General features: G+C 35.4%; 18 protein-coding genes and 5 tRNA genes. 22 read left to right on the top strand and 1 reads right to left on the bottom strand.

Annotated features, from left to right (window positions below; genetic code table 11):
- The first annotated feature begins 56 nt into the window (after positions 1 to 56).
- From RT261_RS20390 to RT261_RS20360, 7 genes are all read left to right on the top strand, one after another.
- A tRNA-Ile gene (locus RT261_RS20390) sits at positions 57 to 130 on the top strand.
- A gap of 13 nt (positions 131 to 143) precedes the next feature.
- Positions 144 to 217 (top strand) — tRNA-Asp (locus RT261_RS20385).
- 43 nt (positions 218 to 260) lie between these two features.
- A tRNA-Val gene (locus tag RT261_RS20380) sits at positions 261 to 333 on the top strand.
- A gap of 24 nt (positions 334 to 357) precedes the next feature.
- Positions 358 to 443, top strand: a tRNA-Leu gene (locus RT261_RS20375).
- Between the two features lie 36 nt (positions 444 to 479).
- Positions 480 to 553: transfer RNA gene (locus RT261_RS20370), tRNA-Arg, on the top strand.
- Between the two features lie 368 nt (positions 554 to 921).
- A complete protein-coding gene (locus RT261_RS20365) occupies positions 922 to 1452 on the top strand; it encodes a DUF1700 domain-containing protein (protein WP_313134987.1) in 531 nt (176 codons plus the stop codon).
- A 165-nt stretch (positions 1453 to 1617) separates the two neighbouring features.
- Complete coding sequence (locus RT261_RS20360) at positions 1618 to 2097, top strand: CBS domain-containing protein (protein WP_313134985.1); 480 nt, start codon at positions 1618 to 1620, stop codon at positions 2095 to 2097.
- A gap of 305 nt (positions 2098 to 2402) precedes the next feature.
- Here the strand turns inward: RT261_RS20360 and RT261_RS20355 are convergent, their stop codons facing one another.
- Positions 2403 to 3872 carry a GNAT family N-acetyltransferase gene (locus RT261_RS20355; protein ID WP_313134984.1) on the bottom strand — a complete coding sequence of 490 codons (1470 nt, stop codon included), beginning with the start codon at positions 3870 to 3872 and terminating at the stop codon, positions 2403 to 2405.
- 1001 nt (positions 3873 to 4873) lie between these two features.
- Here RT261_RS20355 and RT261_RS20350 point away from each other — a divergent pair.
- From RT261_RS20350 to RT261_RS20280, 15 genes are all read left to right on the top strand, one after another.
- Complete coding sequence (locus tag RT261_RS20350; protein ID WP_313134983.1) at positions 4874 to 6073, top strand: acetyl-CoA C-acetyltransferase; 1200 nt, start codon at positions 4874 to 4876, stop codon at positions 6071 to 6073.
- 23 nt (positions 6074 to 6096) lie between these two features.
- Positions 6097 to 6816, top strand: coding sequence for a beta-ketoacyl-ACP reductase (locus RT261_RS20345; protein WP_313134982.1), 720 nt, complete (start codon positions 6097 to 6099; stop codon positions 6814 to 6816).
- 46 nt (positions 6817 to 6862) lie between these two features.
- On the top strand, positions 6863 to 7882 hold the full coding sequence (locus RT261_RS20340; RefSeq protein WP_313134981.1) for a 3-oxoacyl-ACP synthase: 1020 nt from the start codon (positions 6863 to 6865) through the stop codon (positions 7880 to 7882).
- Positions 7883 to 8755, top strand: a complete 873-nt coding sequence (locus tag RT261_RS20335) for a branched-chain amino acid ABC transporter permease (RefSeq protein ID WP_313134980.1) — start codon at positions 7883 to 7885, stop codon at positions 8753 to 8755. It begins immediately after the preceding gene.
- Between the two features lie 12 nt (positions 8756 to 8767).
- Positions 8768 to 9790, top strand: coding sequence for a branched-chain amino acid ABC transporter permease (locus RT261_RS20330; RefSeq protein ID WP_313134979.1), 1023 nt, complete (start codon positions 8768 to 8770; stop codon positions 9788 to 9790).
- A 5-nt stretch (positions 9791 to 9795) separates the two neighbouring features.
- Complete coding sequence (locus RT261_RS20325; protein WP_313134977.1) at positions 9796 to 10641, top strand: ABC transporter ATP-binding protein; 846 nt, start codon at positions 9796 to 9798, stop codon at positions 10639 to 10641.
- Entirely contained in the window at positions 10641 to 11363 is a 723-nt protein-coding gene (locus tag RT261_RS20320) for an ABC transporter ATP-binding protein (protein ID WP_313134976.1), read from the top strand. Before RT261_RS20325 ends, RT261_RS20320 begins: the two co-directional genes overlap by 1 nt.
- Positions 11364 to 11389: 26 nt before the next feature.
- Positions 11390 to 12628 (top strand): ABC transporter substrate-binding protein, encoded by a 1239-nt coding sequence (locus RT261_RS20315; RefSeq protein WP_313134975.1) that lies wholly within the window; start codon positions 11390 to 11392, stop codon positions 12626 to 12628.
- Positions 12629 to 12755: 127 nt separating this feature from the next.
- A complete protein-coding gene (locus tag RT261_RS20310) occupies positions 12756 to 14090 on the top strand; it encodes an ABC transporter substrate-binding protein (RefSeq protein ID WP_313134974.1) in 1335 nt (444 codons plus the stop codon).
- A gap of 204 nt (positions 14091 to 14294) precedes the next feature.
- Positions 14295 to 15608, top strand: a complete 1314-nt coding sequence (locus RT261_RS20305) for an acetyl-CoA hydrolase/transferase family protein (protein ID WP_313134973.1) — start codon at positions 14295 to 14297, stop codon at positions 15606 to 15608.
- A gap of 80 nt (positions 15609 to 15688) precedes the next feature.
- Entirely contained in the window at positions 15689 to 16507 is an 819-nt protein-coding gene (locus RT261_RS20300; protein WP_313134972.1) for an alpha/beta fold hydrolase, read from the top strand.
- Positions 16508 to 16699: 192 nt separating this feature from the next.
- Complete coding sequence (locus RT261_RS20295; RefSeq protein ID WP_313134970.1) at positions 16700 to 17458, top strand: TetR/AcrR family transcriptional regulator; 759 nt, start codon at positions 16700 to 16702, stop codon at positions 17456 to 17458.
- 567 nt (positions 17459 to 18025) lie between these two features.
- On the top strand, positions 18026 to 18223 hold the full coding sequence (locus RT261_RS20290; protein WP_313134969.1) for a hypothetical protein: 198 nt from the start codon (positions 18026 to 18028) through the stop codon (positions 18221 to 18223).
- 81 nt (positions 18224 to 18304) lie between these two features.
- Positions 18305 to 18667, top strand: a complete 363-nt coding sequence (locus tag RT261_RS20285) for a rhodanese-like domain-containing protein (RefSeq protein ID WP_313134968.1) — start codon at positions 18305 to 18307, stop codon at positions 18665 to 18667.
- 165 nt (positions 18668 to 18832) lie between these two features.
- The gene (locus RT261_RS20280) at positions 18833 to 19987 is read left to right on the top strand and encodes a THUMP domain-containing class I SAM-dependent RNA methyltransferase (protein ID WP_313134967.1); all 1155 of its coding nucleotides are present in this window, start codon (positions 18833 to 18835) and stop codon (positions 19985 to 19987) included.
- The last annotated feature ends 263 nt before the right edge of the window (positions 19988 to 20250 follow it).

The raw sequence follows: 20250 nt of genomic DNA, 5'->3' as shown, positions 1-20250 counted from the left end.
AGAGCAGCTGACTTGTAATCAGCAGGTTATCGGTTCAAGTCCGATCGTCGGCTTTTGGACCTTTAGCTCAGTTGGTTAGAGCAACCGGCTCATAACCGGTCGGTCCGGGGTTCAAGTCCCTGAAGGTCCACTTTATTTAATATGGCCTAGTGGCTCAGTTGGTTAGAGCGCCGCCCTGTCACGGCGGAGGTCGAGGGTTCGAGTCCCTTCTGGGTCGTTTCTTTAGAGATAAAGAATGACAATAATATTTATATTCCCATGGGATCTTAGCTCAGCTGGGAGAGCATCTGCCTTACAAGCAGAGGGTCACAGGTTCGAGCCCTGTAGGTCCCATTGAACTTTTAAAGTTCTAAGAATGCCGGCGTGGCGGAACAGGCAGACGCACAGGACTTAAAATCCTGCGGGACTAATCTCCCGTACCGGTTCGATTCCGGTCGCCGGCATTTGGTTTTATCAATAACAATTAAATTGTTATACATGTGCGTTTAGCTCAGCTGGATAGAGCGTCTGGCTACGGACCAGAAGGTCGGGAGTTCGAATCTTCTAACGCACGTTTATGTGTGTTTATGCACGGTCGTGTTCATTTATGCACAAAAATGTTTGGGTAAAGGCTTGAATGCAGTTTGTATTTAAGCTTTTTTTGTTATATAAATCTTTATGCAAATTAATGAAACTTTAATATTTCATCTATTTACTCAAATAATAACATATGTTAGAATATTTCTTAATTTTAAGACTAAGTAAGTATGCTATAATATTCTTGTTTATATTTACTTTATTTGTTGATCTTAAAAATTGCATCTAATTACAAGAGAAGAACCCTCGTACCCAATTAATACTCAGAAATGAATTAAAATAGATTATTAATGTGTACTTTGGGCATCTTTTATTGTTAGGTAATTCAAAGAATAGGAGTTAAAAATGTCAAAAAACGAATTTTTAGAATTATTAAGGGCTGCATTATCAGGAGAAATTCCAGACCTGGAAATAGAAAGTAATATGAAATATTATGAAGAATATATACGAACAGAGGGCTATAAAACTTCAGAAGAAGAAGTTGTTAATCAGCTTGGTGATCCCAGATTAATTGCTAAAACAATTATTGATACTTATCAATTATCACATGATTCAATGTTTCATAATGCAAATAGGAACAAAGGCTTTTATGATACGGAGGGTGCTTATAATAATAAGTATGAAGGTTATAAAGATGATTATAATTATGATGGCAATTATAATAAGAGTAAGGGTTCCAGTGGCCGAAATTTTAGCTTTCATGTAAATACCTCTCTAACTTGGATACAAAAGGCTTTAATTATTGCAATTATTGTTTTATTAGTTATTGTACTGATTTTTGTAGGTGGAGTTCTACTAAATATTTTGTTTACCGTTGCGATACCGCTTTTATTTATATATATAGTATATAGAATTATTAAAGAGGCAATGAAGTAACGAATGAAATTATTGATATAAATAGTGATGATTTGTTTCAATTCCTTCTTTAAATAATAATGGTTCTTATATTCTTTTCTTTACTTATTACCTGGCAATTGGTATAATTTACTTAAAGAAAACTGAATAGAGATAAGAAGCACTATTACTTAAGGAGGAATATTTATGATAAAAGCAATTGATATTATGAATACAAAAGTTTTAAGTATTGGCCCTAACGCAACTGTGGAGGAGGCTGTTAAAATATTTTCTCAGAACAAAATTAGTGGTTTGCCGGTAGTAGATGATAGCAACAAATTGATTGGTATATTAACAGAGAGAGATATAGTTGTATTCTCAAGTGATTTACATGTAATACCTCTTATCAGCTCTTCAAACTGGATATCTCCTTATACAGATGTTTCAAAAATCAGCTCCTCAAAACGTGGATATGACTTAATATCCAAAACTGAGGTAGAAAAAGTTATGACCAAAAAGTTATATGATGTTACCGGGGATGCTTCCTGGCATGAAATAGTTAAGATTATGAAGAGTGGAAAAATTAATCACATCCCAGTAGTAGATAATGGAAGAAAACTGATTGGTATTATTACAAGAACAGACATGCTTAATTATATTGCAGAACATGGAATATCAGAGCAGTGAAATCTAAATATCAAATATATCTAATTTTAAAATATAATATATAATATAAAGTATGTAATATAAACTTATAATATAAAACTTATAATATAAAACTTATAATATAAAACATGTAATATAAAACATGTAATACAAGACATGTAATACAAAACATGTAATATAAAGCGTATAATATAAAGCGTATAATATAAAGCTATAAATAAATATATAATATAAAGCATGTAATATAAAATATGAATATCTGAAAAATATATAGGACGATTTCTCTTTTTGAAGAAATCGTCCTAATTTTTTAAATTTATAGATATCTATAATACTGCATGCATTGTAATACCATCTTCATATACAGCTTTTATATCAAAGCCCACACTTTTGTATAGCCTTTGTGCAGCTATGTTGAATCGGTTTACACCAATTTCGAGCTCTTTTGCACCTTGGTCTTTTAAGTATTCAACTGCCCACTGCATCATAATCTTTCCATAGCCTCTGCTTTGATAACGTTTGTCTATCTGAACAATGCTGATATAGTAATGTTCCTTTTTCTTGTCGATATCAAGGATTAAAAGACCAATTACCCGTTCCCCTTCCATCTCTGCAAATGCCTGATAATTTTTATAAGCCAAACACATGGCGATGGAAGATTTGGCATCTAAGACATATTCATTTTGTTCAGGTTCTACTTTAATGTTAAGGGCATTCCAAAGGTTCTTCTTATTGATACGAACCATTTTTGGATTCGACGGATAAGTGAACAATCCTTCTATTTCTTCCCGTGCTTCTTTTCTAAAATGGTTCCATATACCGCCTTCATTGGACAATATTAATTCTTCATTTTGGAGATTACCATAGCAAAGGCCACTTTGCTGATTAAAATAAACCATAAATACATAGCCTGCAAAATCAATTTGACTACATGCAATGCCATTGGAATTCTGAACACAGATACCATTTCCTTCAGAATCGTATTTTAGCATAGAGTTCCATGCTTTATCTGACAGTAATTTAGCCTCTGCCAATCCATTTAATAATTTACAAAGATCATCAAAGTCAGTAGTAAATATACCCTCAACATGATAGTCTATCGGAACTCTAATAAGCTCTTTTGTCCGATAAGATACATAAGAAACCGTATTGGCATGATATCCGCCCATAGTAGAGCCCATACCAAGAGGTTCAAATATATGCTTTTTTTCATATTCATATAAAGACATACCGGTAATTCGTTCTATTATTTCACCTAAGAAGATCCAATTGGTTTCAGAGCCATCCTCATTGGTACCAGGCTCAAAATCCAATTCTTGCTCCCCGATTAAGGATAATACCTGTTTAAAGCTTCTATTGGTATACAATGCTTTTGTTTCAATATAGGTTCTGTCTGTAACAGGAAGCTCCATATGTTCTTTACTTTCATTCAAATCGATCATTAATTTGCCATAAAAGAAATCAGGTATTCCCGAATTATACTTTACAAGATTCTTGATGGTGATTTTATTACCGTATTTATATTCCGGGATATAGCAGGAAAGTTTATCAGTTAATTTTATTTTTTTATTATCTATCAATTTCATGAGACAAATTCCTAGTAAGAGCTCACTATGAGTATGAAAGGAATAGGTACAGTCTTTAGCAGTCGGAATACCGAAATCCCTGTCTGCATAACCGTATATATTCTTATGTAAGATCTCTCCCTTCTTTGAAACAACATAGCCGCCGGAAATATCCCATTTTTGAGCAATCTCATCAATTCTGGATGAAAAATTTTTGCTATTGGAATTCATAAATACCCCTTTCTCCTTGCTTTTCTATACTTATCTCGATTATAAAAGTTCTAGAAAATCTTACAAAGAGCTTGAATTTAGAGCTCTTTGTGAGTATTTTTTAGTAAGGTTTTATTATGAGATTAGTATTATTTCTATATTCCGCGCTTCAAGATGCAGATAAATAAAAAAAGGCATAGGCATCATCTGCCTACACCTTTCCCCAGCATAAATAGTATGTTATGGAGTAACACCTTGACACGGAGATATAAGTACAGCATGATACAAAATATTATTAGTATTCAAAAAATCTAAAGTATATTTGATATTCATTTTTATACCTCCTTCCATTCATTTTTTATATTATATCAAAGGTAATTATAAAAGTCAAATAATAGAAAAAAGAAGAAAAATTCTGTGAACAGTAATTGAAAATATTCCGACTTACCACATTTGAAAATGTCTCATTTATGCCGAGAAAACTTGGGATAATGAGTAAATCTTTAGATATGCTTATTGCTCCAGATGGCTGTTCACTGTATTTATTGGCATCTGGGCATCTAATTGGGTCTCTAAGAGTTAGAGGCTCGTTGTCAACAAGGAAATTGGAATAAATGGGACATCTTTATTTCTAATTAAACTGTCCAATTTTTTCGGACAAATATAGGGCAATAGTGTACAAATATTAGACATTTGCTGTAAAAAACTCAGAATAGCCATATTATTTATTAATAAATGACATGGCTTTATTATTGCATCAAATAAGCAATATCACAAAACAATAAAATAATCAACAAAAATAGGATTAAAATATACACAAAAAGTATAGACAATAATTGTTTAAAATGTGCATATTGACAATTGGAATAACATATATTATTATATCCATATAAACATGAAAGGTGATTCATATCTCATATATTCACAATTGCTTTGCAGCTTGAAGTTAATTAGGAATGTAAGCTGTATTAAGTAGTTCAAAACCAATTATCATAGTGATAGCACAGGAGGGAAGTTACAAAGTGAAAAGAGTATTTATAGTAAGTGCAAAAAGAACACCCATTGGAAGCTTTCTAGGAAGTTTGAAAAATACTTCAGCATCTGATTTAGGTGCCGTATTAGTAAAAAATATTATTACAGAGACAAAAATTAATCCTGCTGATATTGATGAAGTTATAGTCGGAAACATTCTTCCGGCAGGGCAAGGTCAGGGCGTAGCCAGACAAGTAGCATTAAAAGGCGGTGTACCTATGGAAGTACCGGCTTATAGTCTTAATATAGCCTGCGGCAGCGGAATGAAAGCAGTTATGAATGCATTAACCTCTATCCGGGCAGGATACAGTAATCTTGTTATTGCCGGCGGTGTAGAATCTATGAGTGGTTCTCCTTATCTTCTGCCTGCTGATACAAGAACTGGTCATAAGATGGGAGATTTTAAAGTAATTGATCATATGATCCATGACGCCCTAACCGATGCATTTGATGATATACATATGGGAATTACAGCAGAGAATATTGCAGAAAAGTACGGAATAACAAGAGAGAAGCAGGATGCATTTGCAGCAGAGTCACAAAGAAAAGCCATCGAAGCCATTGATGAAGGAAGATTTAAAGAGGAAATTGTTCCTGTCACCGTAAAAATCGGTAAGGAAGAAGTAGCTTTTGATACGGATGAATATCCAAACAGAAAAACAAATCTTGAGAAACTCGGTAAATTAAGACCTGCATTTAAAAAAGATGGAAGTGTAACAGCCGGTAATGCTTCAGGAATAAATGACGGAGGAAGTATGATGCTTATTGCCAGCGAAGAGGCATTAGAGAAATACAATCTTACTCCAATAGCAGAAATTATTGGGATCGGACAGGGTGGTGTGGATCCGAAAGTTATGGGACTGGGACCTACTCCAGCTATAAGACATGCATTAAAAGATGCAAACCTAAGTCTGAAAGATATAGATGTATTAGAGTTAAATGAAGCCTTTGCAGCACAATCCCTTGGTGTGGTACATGAATTATCTTTAGAACATGGAATGTCAGAACAAGAGATACTTAATAAAACCAATCCAAATGGTGGTGCAATCGCTCTTGGACATCCGGTTGGGGCAAGCGGCAACAGAATTATGGTTACATTACTACATGAAATGAAGAAAGAACAATTAGGTTTAGCTTCCCTTTGTATCGGTGGTGGAATGGGGACGGCTGTAATCTTGAAGAGAATATAACATTTTAAAGGAGGATATATAAGATGAGATTAGAGAATAAGGTGGCAATTGTAACTGGCGGTGCCAGAGGTTTAGGCCAAGCTATGGCTGAGTTATTTGCAAAAGAAGGTGCAAAGGTTATAGCTGCTGATATGGGGGATTTAGGTTATAGCAATCCTAATGTGGAAGGTTATAAATTAAATGTTGCCAATGGGGAAGATTGCAAAGTATTCTTTGATTATGTAATAGAGAAGTACGGGAAAATAGATATTTTAGTTAACAATGCCGGTATTACAAGAGACTCTTTAACAAGAAAAATGACAGATGATCAATGGAATTTAGTTCTTGATGTTAATTTAAAAGGGGTATTTAATCTGACAAGATATGTAGGACCTCAAATGCAGTCACAGGGGGGCGGTTCCATTATTAACATTTCCTCCGTTGTTGGCGAATTCGGTAACATTGGTCAGGCTAACTACGCGGCAACAAAAGCCGGTGTTATTGGTTTAACAAAAACCTGGGCAAAAGAATTTGCATTAAAAGGTGGAAATGTAAGGGTAAATGCCATTGCTCCAGGATATACAATGACAGATATTTTAAAAACTGTTCCTCAGGATCTTCTGGATGGATTCGCAAAGCAGACTATGCTTGGAAGATTAGGACAACCGGAAGAGATTGCATATCCTGCATTATTCCTTGCATCTGATGAGGCCTCTTATATAACCGGACACGTATTAAGCGTAAATGGCGGTATGAGATTATAATGGTCCATTTGGAACATATCACATTATAAAAGGGAAGGACAAAAACATGTCAGTGAATGTTGGTATTGTAGGTACTGGTATTTATTTACCAGATAATTATATGACTGCTAAGGAGATTTCAGAGGCAACCAATGGTGTATGGTCCGAAGAGGCGGTTATTAGTAAACTTGGTGTAAAGAAAAAAATCATCCCCGGTCAGAATGACGGAACTCAGGAAATGGGTGTAAAAGCTGCTCTTGATTGTTTAAAGAATACAGGTGTAAAGCCGGAAGAAATTGATGTTGTACTCTGTATCGGTGAAGAATGGAAGGAGTATCCTCTAACCACATCAGCTTTGTATATTATAGGACAGATCGGTGCAGTAAATGCATGGGGTATTGATGTGCAGAACAGATGCTGTACAACAATTGGTGCAATGAAAATTGCAAGAGATATGCTGGTAGCAGATGATAAAATTCATACCGTAATGGTTGTAGGCGGTTACCGTAACGGAGATTTTGTAGATTATACAGATAAGAATATGTCTATGATGTATAACCTTGGCGCCGGCGGAGGGGCTATTCTCCTGAAAAAGAATTATGGCAGGAATCTTTTGTTAGGCTCCCATATTATAGCAGATGGCTCTTTGGCAAGAGCAGCAGGCGTTGAACTTGGCGGAATCAATAATCCAATTACAAAGGATAATTACGAAGAAGCATTTAAATCCTTAAGATTAATGGATCCCGTAGGAATGAAGAATAGATTGAATGAAGTATCTATGCCAAACTGGTATAAATGTATTGACGTAGCTTTTGAAGAGGCTGGACTTTCCAAGAGCCAGCTGGATTATCTGGCAATTTTACATATTAAACGTTCCGGTCATATGGAAATGTTAAATACTTTGAATCTAAGAGAGGATCAGAGTGTTTATTTAGAAGATTACGGACATATTGGACAGATTGACCAAATATTATCCTTACATCTTGCATTACAACAAGGAAAAGTGAAAGATAGCTCTGTAGTGGCAATGATTGCAGCCGGTATCGGCTATGTGTGGGCTGCCAACGTAATTAAATGGGGTGTTTAAATGAGCATATTAATTCAAATACTATTGAACAGCTTAGAGACCGGTGGAATTTATGCACTGGCTGCATTGGGTATTATACTTATATTTAGGACATCCAATACTACAAACTATGCACAGGGTACTATCAGTATGTTTAATGCATTTGTGGCAACTTACATAATAATCGGTACAGGACTTCCAGCATGGTTAGTAGCAATACTTGGAATGTTAAGCGCATTTGTTGTAGGCGTACTTGTGGATAGGATTGTAATATCAAAAGCGATTAAGGTACATCCGGTATCAAAGCAGATTATAACCTTAGGTCTTATTATGATATTTCTTGGAGTTGCACCAATGATATTTGGTACGGATCCACTTCAGTATCCAAGGTTTATCTATGGAAGTCATAAAATAGCAGATGCAACTATTTCCTATAATGCAATTGTTAACATTATAGTTGGATTTGTAATTATGCTTGTATTATTCTTTATGCTTCAAAAGAGTAAGTGGGGGTTATCTGTAAGAGCAACATCATCAAATGATATCGTTGCAAGAATGATGGGCATTCCTACACCCTTAATTACAATGGGATCATGGGCTATTGCAGCAGCCCTGGGAACATTAGCAGCCTTAATGCTTGCTCCGACTACGAGTGTTAATCTTTCCATGATGGATGGTGTGCAGGTAATTGCGTTGTTATCATGTGTTTTAGGAGGTTTTCAAACTTTCTACGGACCCGTTGTTGCAGCATATTTAATAGGTATCGCAAGTAACTTGATTTCCTTTTATATATCATCAATTTGGAGTGATTCCATACTTTATTTATTAATACTGGCAGTCATACTTTTTAAGCCAAATGGTTTATTTGGTAAGAAAATCGTTAAAAAAGTATAGGAGGAATAGACTTTGGAAAAGAGAGAAAAACAACCGATTGCAAAAATGAAAAAGAGCAATCCAGGAAGAAATTATATACTCTTTGGAATCGTACTTTTATTACTTCCTGTACTGGTGGAGTTTGGAATTGTGCAATATTCCTACATAACTATTATCGCAAGTATACTAATATATTCCATCGTATCTTTAGGGTTAAATTTACTGGTTGGATATTCCGGATTAGTATCCTTAGGTACAGCAGGGTTTATGGGACTTGGTACATATTTGGCAGCTTATTTTACAGCAGACTTAAAGTTACCCTTTGAGATTTCTTTAATTATCTCTGTGGCAATTCCAATGGTAATTGGAGTGATTACCGGACTAATTTCTTTAAGAATTGAAGGTTATTATTTGGCTATTGCAACACTTGCCATATCAGAAATTCTTCGTAAAGTGTTTGTTGAGTTTGAATTCGTAACCAATGGATTTTCAGGAAAAAGTGCCGGTTATCCAAAGCTTTTAGGATTCTTTCAACTGGATAGAAATTTAACTTATGTATTAGTTGTAGTAGTTTTAGTTTTGGTTATGCTCATTACCCATAACTTTGTAAACAGTTATACTGGAAGGGCTCTCTCAACCATGAGGGGCAGTGAAGCAGCAGCACAGGCAATGGGAATTAATATCTATCGGTACAGGCTTCTTGCATTTGCAGTAGCGGTTGGATATGCAGCTTTAGGCGGTGTTATGTATATGCATTTTGTTAAATATACATATCCAAATACATGGACATTGGCATTCTCACTGAATATTTTAGCAGTAATTATCATTGGCGGCATAAGGTCCATACCTGGAACAATAGTTGGCTCCTTTGTTGTATTTGGTGTACCGGATCTCATTCTTAAAAAGCTGCCAATCATTGGTGAAATAGATGGTATGGCTTATATCTTTAATGGTTTATTGATTATCATAATCATACTATTCTATCCAATGGGACTTGTACATTTATGGAACGATATTAAGAGAAAACTTTTTGCAGGAAAGAGAAAGGGTGAGTGAATCGTATGGCATTAAACAGTAACGAGATTAATGGTAAGGATACTATCGGTAAAAACACCATTGGTAAAGATACCATTCTAAAAATAGAAGACCTTTCTATAGCCTTTGGCGGATTAAAAGCGGTAGATTCACTATCCTTTGATATTAAAGAAAAAGAGATTTTCGGATTAATAGGACCAAATGGTGCAGGGAAAACCACAGTGTTTAACTGTATTACACAGTTTTATAAACCGGATAGGGGAACTGTATTATTCAGAGATAATAAAAATCAGGTGGAAGATTTAGTTGGTAAAAAACCACATGAGATTATTAAAAAAGGTCTTGTGAGAACCTTTCAAAATGTGGAATTAGTGAAAGAATTGTCTCTGGTGGATAATGTTCTTGTAGGATCCCACATTGAGTTTCAGGCCTCACTTATCAGCCAAATACTTAAACTTCCCAAAGCAAGAAAGGAAGAAGCAAAGTATAGAGAGAAGGCAGAAGAAGTACTGAACCATATGGGATTGTATCACATAAAAGATCAGCTTGTAGCTGGCCAGCCATATGGTGTACTTAAAAAAATAGAACTGGCACGTACTCTTATGTGTGAGCCTAAATTAATCATCCTTGATGAACCTGCCGCCGGTTTAAATGACTCCGAAACATTAGCACTTATTGAGATGGTAAGAGAAATTAAAGATAAATTTAATTGTTCCATACTTTTAGTAGAACATGATATGAGGTTTGTTACGGACCTTTGTGACAGAATTTGTGCTATTTCCTTTGGAAAGCTGCTGGCTATAGGAACACCTGGCGAGATACAGGCAAACGAGGGAGTACAGGCAGCTTATCTGGGAAAGGGGGATGAATAATGTCAGGTGCCGCATTAAGTATCAAAGGCCTTAAAGTAAATTATGGCAGTATCGAGGCCTTAAAAGGCATTGATATGAATGTTAAACAGGGAGAAATCGTTGCGATATTAGGATCCAACGGTGCTGGTAAAACCACTACTTTAAGAAAGATATCCGGCGTGTTGGAAGCTTCCGGTGGAACACTGGAGTTTCTTGGTCACGATATTACTAAAATGCAATCCAATAAAATTGCTAAACTTGGTATTATACAATCTCCGGAAGGAAGACAGGTATTTAGAGATCTTACTGTGGAAGAGAATTTAATGACAGGAGCCTATACCGTAAAAAGTAAAAAAACAATACAAAATAATTTTGAGAGAGTGTATCATTATTTCCCCGTACTAAAAGAACGTAAGAATCAAATAGCATCTACACTCTCAGGGGGCGAGCAGCAAATGCTTGCAATTGGAAGGGCACTAATGGGAAGTCCGAAGCTTTTATTATTAGATGAACCATCTTTGGGACTTGCACCTTTAATAGTAAAAAGTATTTTTGAAATCATTAAAGAAATTAGAGAGGACGGAACCACAGTGTTAATTGTAGAGCAAAATGCTCTTCAAACTTTGAAAATCGCAGATTATGCTTATGTACTTGAAGTTGGCAAGATTACAATGGAGGGCAGTGCAGAGGAATTAAGTAATAATCCTCAGCTGATTGAAGCATATCTGGGAGGCAAAAAATAAAAACGTAAAGGGGGATTTACAGTTTTATGAAAAAGGCTTTATCACTAGTTTTAGTACTTTCTATGCTCGTTTTAGCTCTGACCGGATGCGGTAAGAAAGGTAAAGCGGCACAAGGTGTTGCCGAAACAGTCATTAAAGTAGGTAATGCTGCAGCAACTTCAGGCAAATATGCAGCAATCGGTACACCATTTAATTCAGGTATTCAAGCCTATTTAGAGAAGGTAAATAGCGAAGGTGGAATCGATGGCAAAAAAATTCAATTTGTACATTATGATGATGAATTTGACCCGGTAAAGGGTAAAGCAATGACAGAAAGTTTAATTAACGATGATAAGGTATTTGCAATTCTCGGACATTTTGGTACTCCAACGGTAGGAGCAACACTGGATTTACTAAAAGAATCCGGCATACCCACAGTACACTTTGCAACCGGAATCGGTGCTCTTTATAATGAAGAGGCAACTTCTGCGGAAAAAGGAAAAGGCTTATTTCCAATTCAGCCTATTTACATAACAGAAGGTAGACTTATGGTTGCCAGAGCAATCGAAATGCACCAGGCTAAGAAAATCGGTGTAATTTATACAAACGATGATGCAGGAAAAGACATTTTAGAAGGTGTGGAAAATCAGATTGCTAAACTTGGGAGTGAATATACCGTAGTAAAGGAACAGATCAATCCGGATGCTACTGATGTTAGTTCTGCGGCATTAAAGCTAAAAGAAGAGAACGTGGATGCAGTGGTTGCGGCAGCCATTCAGGCAACCTATCCAACTATTATTAAAGGCCTTATTGCTCAAGGTGTAAGTAAGCCCGTATACACATCATATGTTAATGCGGACCCTGTTACAATCTCTAACTTCGCAGCAGACTATTCTAAGTTAACAGAAAAATTCCCTGTTTATGCTTTAACCTGGGTAGACCGTAATAAAGAAGCAGAAGTAAAAGAATTCCAAGATGCCATTACAGAATTTGGCACTCCGGAATATGTCGACAATGTACATGCAATGACCGGATGGATAGCAGCGAATATCTTTGTGGAAGGCCTTAGAAGATGTGAAGGTGATTATACCTGGGAAAAGTTCATGGATACTATGGAAAAGGATAAATTTCAGAATCCATTAGGAGGTATCTTGAATTTTGCAGACGGTCAAAGACTTGGTACACAATCCATGTCCGTATCACAGGTCACAGAAGACGCTCTGGGGTGGGAAACTGTAAAACCAATTGAAGATTTAAATGTAATCATAGATAGAATCACAAAATAACAGTGAAATTAAAAAGGCGCTAAAGCGCCAGAATAGAGGTTAGGTTGAAAAAATTTCAACCGGCAATTTGTGTAGCACAAATCGCTTTAATATTAAAAGGCGCTAAAGCGCCGGAATAGAGGTTAATATGAAAATTAAAAAATTAGTATCCATGTTATTAGTTCTAGTTATGGTTCTTTCCGCTTTCACAGCTTGCGGTAAAAAAGCAGAAGAAACCAACACCGATTCCAAGGGAAAAGTAGAAGAGAATAAAGAAACTGGCAAGACAGAAGAGCCAAAAAAGGCACCGGAAAAATCAGAAAAAGTTTCTCAGGGTGTTACGGATACAACCATTAAAGTAGGTAACGCAGCAGCTACCTCCGGTGCCTTAGCAGCAGTAGGTGTTCCCTTTAATGCAGGTATTGAAGCTTATTTTAAAATGATAAATGATGCTGGCGGTGTTCAGGGCAGAAAATTAGAATTCGTTCATATTGATGACGAGTTTGATCCGGTAAAAGGCAAGGCAGCAACAGAAACATTAATCAATGATGAAAAGGTATTTGCTATTGTTGGACATTTTGGTACTCCCACAATTGGTGCTACACTTGAAATATTAAAAGAAACTGGTATTCCAACTGTTTATTTTGCAGCAGGTATTGCAGCACTTTATAATGAAGATGCAACCAGTGCAGAAAAAGGTCAAGGATTATTTCCGGTTCAACCGATATATGTAACAGAAGGCAGACTTATGGTTGCCAGAGCAATTGAAGAACATCAGGCTAAGAAAATAGGCGTTATCTATACTAATGATGATGCAGGAAAAGATCTTTTATCCGGAGTTGAAAATCAGGTTTCAAAACTTGGTGGTGATTATACTGTAGTAAAAGAACAAATCAATCCGGGTGCCACTGACGTATCTTCAGCAGTTCTTAAGATGAAAGATGAAAATGTAGATATAATTGTTGCAGCTTCTATTCAGGCTACATTACCTACTATTATTAAAGGTCTTATTGCACAAGGTGTGAGTAAGCCAGTATTTACTACATATTCTAATGCAGATGCTACTACTATCGCTAACTTTGCTAACGATTATGCAGCATTAACTGAAAAATTCCCTATTTACTCAAACGCGTGGGTAGATTTAACCGACACAGAATCTGTTGATTTATTTGTACTGGGTATGACAGACTACGGTCAGCCGGATTATGCCGGAAATGCATTCTCTATGGCAGGATGGATTGCAGGACATTTCTTTGTTGAAGGTCTTAAGAGAACAGAAGGCGCTCTTAACTGGGAAAATTATATTGCAGGTATGGAATCAGCAGAATTTAAGATTCCTATGGGCGGTACTTTAAATTATGCAAATGGCCAAAGACTTGGAACTCAATCTATGTCATTATTAAAAGTTTCTAATGATGGTTTAGCTTGGGAGAATGTAAAACCAGTAGAAGACTTAACTGTAATTCTGGATAGAGTAAAATAAATTATTTATATAAGAAAAAACCTATTGAAAAGGGACTGGACTACGGTCCATTCCCTTTTTTCAAAAAGAGAAAAATTGAAATAAAAATTGCATTTATAAATAGATATTATAACGTTGATAAGTTTTAACAATTACGTTTTAAACAAATGACGATGAATAATAGCATCACAGCATAAGATGCGTAATGAAGAAAAGGGGAAAATTATGGATTATAAGAAAAAAGTAATTTCACTTAATGAAGCGTTAAATCTTGTTAAATCCAATGATATAATCGTAACGGGATTAGGAGCTGCTGAGGCACAGCTTTTTATGGAAAATATTCATACAATAGCAGACCGTGTTAAGAACGTGACCATAACCAATTGTTTATCTATGTGCTCAGGAAAATTTTTAAATGAAGAATACAAGGAATCCTTTAATATAGATGGATGGTTTTTCTCACCTCTTTTGAGAAAAGCATTTAAAAACGGAAACATCGCTTTTATCCCAAATCATTTACATTTGGCAGGAAAAAAAAGACTTGCCCATGTAAAACCCAATATTTATGTGGGCAGTGCAACACCGCCGGATAAACACGGGTTTATCTCTTTGTCATGCAGCAATACTTATGAGAGACGTATGATTGATGAGGCAGATATGGTAATTCTTGAAATTAATCCAAACTATCCAAGAACTTTTGGAGATGTAGAGATTCATTATTCTGAAATTGATTACTTGGTAGAGGCAGATTATCCAGTTCCAACATTACCAGATGTAGATTCCAGTGAAAAAGACTTTGTTATTGGTAAATACATAGCGGACATGATCAATGACGGAGACTGTATTCAATTAGGTATTGGAGGTATTCCCAATGCAGTAGCCGCTTCTTTAAAAGATAAAAAAGATCTTGGTGTTCATACGGAAATGATGACTTCCGGTATGGTGGATTTAGTTAATTTAGGTGTTATTAATGGAAGCAAAAAAACATTGCATAAAGGTAAAATAGTATGCACATTTGCTCTGGGCAATCAAAAACTATATGATTTCATGCATGATAACCCTTCTGTACTTGTAATGGACGGACATTATGTAAATGATCCCGATACCATTGCCAAGGTAGATAATATGGTTTCTATTAATACAACGATAGAGGTTGATTTAACAGGACAATGCTGTTCTGAATCCATTGGACCGGTGCAGTGGAGTGGTACCGGCGGACAGGCAGATACGGCGATCGGTGCTCAAAAGGCTAAGAATGGCCGCTCCTTCATTGCTTTGTATTCCACCGCTATGGTTAGGAATCCGGAAACCGGTGAAAAAGAAGAAATATCAAAAATTGTTCCGATGTTAAAGCAGGGCGCCATTGTCAGTCTATCAAGAAATGATGTAGATTATGTAGTTACGGAATATGGTGCAGCCTCCTTAAGAGGAACAAATACCAGGGAAAGAGTTGAAAGATTAATTGCAATTGCTCATCCTAAATTTAGAGATACGTTGAGACGGCAGGCCCTTGAGGTTGGTTTAATACATGAAAAGTAAGTTTAGTTGGATTATTACTTAATGAAAGCTTTGTATACTGGGTGGAGAGTATTTACAGAAAAAGAAAAGGAGGAAGACAATTGTCTTATATAGATTATAAAGGGAAAAAAGTGTATTATGAGACTCATGGAAAAGGTAGACCTTTAGTTCTCCTTAATGGAATTATGATGTCCACATTAAGCTGGAAAGTCTTTATAGATGCATTTTCAAAGAGCAATCAGCTTATACTGGTTGATTTCCTTGATCAGGGAAGAACAGATAAAATGGAGGATGCCTCTTATACACAGGAGGAGCAAGTAGAGGTTTTAAAAACCTTGTTGGATGAATTAAATATTAATAGAATAAACGTTGTGGGCATTTCTTATGGCGGAGAAGTGGCACTGGAATTCGCAGTGAAATATCAGCAATATATTGAAAAGTTAGTTCTTTTCAATACCACTGCCAAAACATCTCCATGGCTTAGGGACATAGGAACCGGTTGGAATAGAAGTGCTTCTGACCCATTGGATTATTATTGCACAACTATTCCAGTAATTTATTCACCCCAGTTTTATACCGAGAAGAGTGAATGGATGGATAAAAGAAAGAAATTCTTAACGGAGAATGTATTTAATCAAAAGCCATTTATGGATTCTATGATAAGACTTACAGAAAGTGCAGAGCAGCATGATGTAGTTGACAAATTGCCTTCCATTCATGTGCCAACCTTAATTGTATGCTGTGAAAATGACTATATCACACCTATGTCAGAGCAAAAACAACTGAATGAACTTATCAAAGGTTCCCAGTTAGTTATGCTGCCAAATACGGGGCATGCTTCCATGTACGAAAGACCTGTTGTTTTCGCCAGTCTTGTATTAGGATATATTAATCTTGAACAGACAGAATTTACAATATGATAATACAACTGTATTTGCCTTTGACTATTTTCTATTCGTGTATTAGAATGATATAAGAAGTCTGTCATTATTACTATGAGTCCATAATTGCTACAATAGAGAATGGCTTCATAAATGTTACCTCCCCGTGGTAGGAAACGTCATGAGGAAAAAAATAATATTAATCTACCATTAGAAAGGGAGATTTAATTTATGGCATCGTATCATAAAGAATTGAAGTATGGTTTAATAACAAGAATGTTACCACCTAATAATGAATCTATTTCCAGTATTTCTAAAGAAACAGGTATACCTAAAAGTACCTTATCTGAATGGAAGAAGAAAGCAATGGAAGATAGAAACACAGAAATAGATGAAATTGTAAAAATGCCCAAAACAAAAAGAGGGTTAGCTACCCTTGAGAAGATTTGTCTGGCAGCAGAAACTCTTTTTTATCAAAAAGGCTATAATAATACTTCAATAGTGGACATTACCAATCTGTCAGGAATTGGATTGGGAACTTTTTATATTTATTTTAAAGATAAATACCTTCTTTATAAATATCTGCTGCTTCGGTATAGCCATCTGATTCGTAAGGAAATCAGGGACGCAACTGCAGGGGTAGAAAATAGAATTGAAAAGGAAAGGGTAGGTCTTAGAACCTTCTTGAAATTCACCAGAGAAAATAAACATGCATATAACATTATATGGGAATCACTATATATTGATAAGAACTTGTTTATTGATTACTATGATAATTTTGCAGCTCGTTATGCAAGCGGTATTATAGAAGCACAAGAAAAGGGTGAAGTGGAAGACTATGATCCTATTGTAGTGAGTTATTTTTTAATGGGTGTATCTAACTTCATTGGTTTGAAATATGTTATGTTTGATGAAGAAAACATGGATTTTGACAAAGTAGTAGACCAAGTTGTTGATATACTGGTTAATGGTATGTTTAAGAAGAAGTAGAATATGGAAGAGACTATCAATATGACTAGCCATGTATTAATAGTCTCTTTTATATAAATTTCACAAGTAAAAAATCACAAAAGTAAAACGACCGCGAGGGGGAGCCAAGCGGTCGTTTCGATGAGGGGAGTATAAATAATTAATAAGGGGTTATATAGTGCGTAACAAGAGTCTGAAGAGACAACTCGTTAACACAACTATATTATAATACAGAAATATCTAGATTGCAATAAAAATATAAGAAAACTTAAAAAAAAAATGCTGGTATTTTTGTGTAAAAACCAATTCAATTTGTTTAGTTTGATTTGAAAGTTGTTTTTTATTCTGTTTTCTTATGGAAATCCTGTCCAATATAATTAAATATAGTAGTTTTCTTTCTGTTTTATATCCAGTTTTGCCAGAATTAGGATGTACTTGTATTGTATTATTTTATATTTTGTTTTTTTTCTGTCAAAAAATTAATATTTTCGCATAAATTGTTACAGTATAAATGCATGTTTTACTCTGATTATGCCCATAATATATTCTGTAATACAAATTCATTGATACTTTAGGAGGTAAATTATTATGGCAAATGACAGAGCTAAAAGTGCAAATACCCAGAATACTCAAAACAACACACGCAGTGCACAGACACAAAGCAGAACACAAAATACAAATAACCGTTCTACTAGCTTAAATACACAAAGCGCAAATAATAGAACACAAAGTGCAAATAATAGAACTCAAAGCAATACAAGAAGTGCTCGTAACGAAATGGAATAATTATTTGTTTTTATAAGAAATAAGTCCTCACACATGGGGACTTATTTTTTTCCAGCGGAGACGACTTTCTTTGACATATACTTGTTTGGCTATGCACCAATCGACTATAGCAGAATATTATATTATAGAAATGAAGGTGAGAATATGATGTTTGAAACCATACGTCCATCAGACATTGAAAAATACATAGGACAAAATAATATAATTATAGACTTAAGAGATACTATAGAATACCAACAGGGTCATATACCGTCAGCAATTAATATTCCTTATGAGGAATTTGAATATAAAAAAGGTCTATTATCTAAAAATTATCTTATTATTTTATACTGTCATAGAGGCAGCATCAGCCTTGCTTTAGCAAGAGATCTATCAAAAGAAGGTTTTTGGGTTATGAATATATATGGTGGCATAAATGCCTATAGGGGAAAATTAGAGAAATAATAAGGGTATTAATTTACAATGCAGATAATTTTTGATATACTAAATTAAATATTTTAATTAATTTTTAAAAATTGCTGAAGGACATGAAAATTGTTTTCTGGTATGTGAAATATAACAAGAATAGAAAGAGTTGCATGCGGAGTCATGCAGATGGGAGTACCTTAGATGAGCCGATATGAATTTATAGCACCATGCCATTTTGGACTGGAAAGCGTGTTAAAACGAGAAATTACAGATTTAGGATATGAAATTGTGCAGGCGGAAGACGGCAGGATCACTTTTGCCGGAGATGAAACCGCCTTTTGCCGTGGAAATATTTTTTTAAGAACAACAGAACGGATATTATTAAAGGTGGGCAAGTTTAAAGCAGAAACTTTTGAAGAATTATTTGAAAATACAAAAGAAATACCCTGGGAAAACTATATTCCTCCTAACGGTAAGTTCTGGGTTGCCAAAGCCACTTCAATAAAAAGTAAATTATTCAGCCCTTCCGATATTCAGTCTATTATGAAAAAAGCAATCGTAGAACGCTTGAAAAAAGTGTATAAAATGGATTGGTTTCCGGAGGATGGAAATGAATACCCTATCCGTGTTACCTTTATGAAGGACGAGATTACAATCGGAATCGATACTTCCGGTGAATCTCTTCATAGACGTGGCTATCGTAAGCTAACAAGTAAGGCACCTATTACGGAAACCCTTGCCGCAGCCTTAATTATGCTTACCCCATGGAAAAGAGACCGGATATTAATAGACCCCTTCTGTGGAAGCGGTACTATACCAATTGAAGCTGCTATGATTGGGGCAAATATTGCGCCGGGAATGAATCGTTCCTTCTTATCAGAGAATTGGACTGAGTTAATCCCTAAGAAAGCCTGGTATCAGGCAATCGAAGAAGCCAACGATGTTATGCTTCATGACATTGATATGTCAATTCAAGGCTATGATATGGATGGAGAAATCATTAAAGCCGCCCGACAGAATGCAGCTCTAGCTGAAGTGGACCAGTACATTCATTTTCAGCAAAGACCGGTAAAGGATTTAAGCCACAGTAAAAAATATGGTTTTATCATAACCAACCCTCCTTATGGAGAACGTTTAGAAGAAAAAGCAGCATTACCTTCACTGTACAAAGAAATTGGACAAGCATTTAACGGATTGGATTCCTGGTCCTATTTTATCATAACCAGCTATGAGGATGCTCAAAAATACATTGGCAGAAAAGCAGACAAAAACCGCAAAATATACAACGGAATGCTTAAAACCTATTTCTATCAATATATGGGCCCAAGGCCTCCAAAGAAATTAGACAAAATTTAAATAAAAATTTAGGTTGTTAACAATAGTACGCTTTGCCCAATATGGGTTATTCAGACCATAGAGAGTGGGGGATATTGTATATTGCTTGTTCCATATAGAAATTCGATGGTTCTAATACGATAGTAATCGCTTAAAACATATTTTAAAATTGCGAACTCCTCGGCGTTGCCTCGTCAAACATCACAATTTTAAAATATTGGCGCGATTCCTATCGTATAAGAACCATTAGCGAATTTCTCAAAGTCACTAGCAATATACAATAT

The organism is Anaerocolumna sp. (assembly GCF_032079385.1).
GTDB lineage: Bacteria > Bacillota > Clostridia > Lachnospirales > Lachnospiraceae > Anaerocolumna.
Note: the sequence above shows the minus strand (reverse complement) of the source record. Positions and strands in the feature narration are given on the sequence as shown.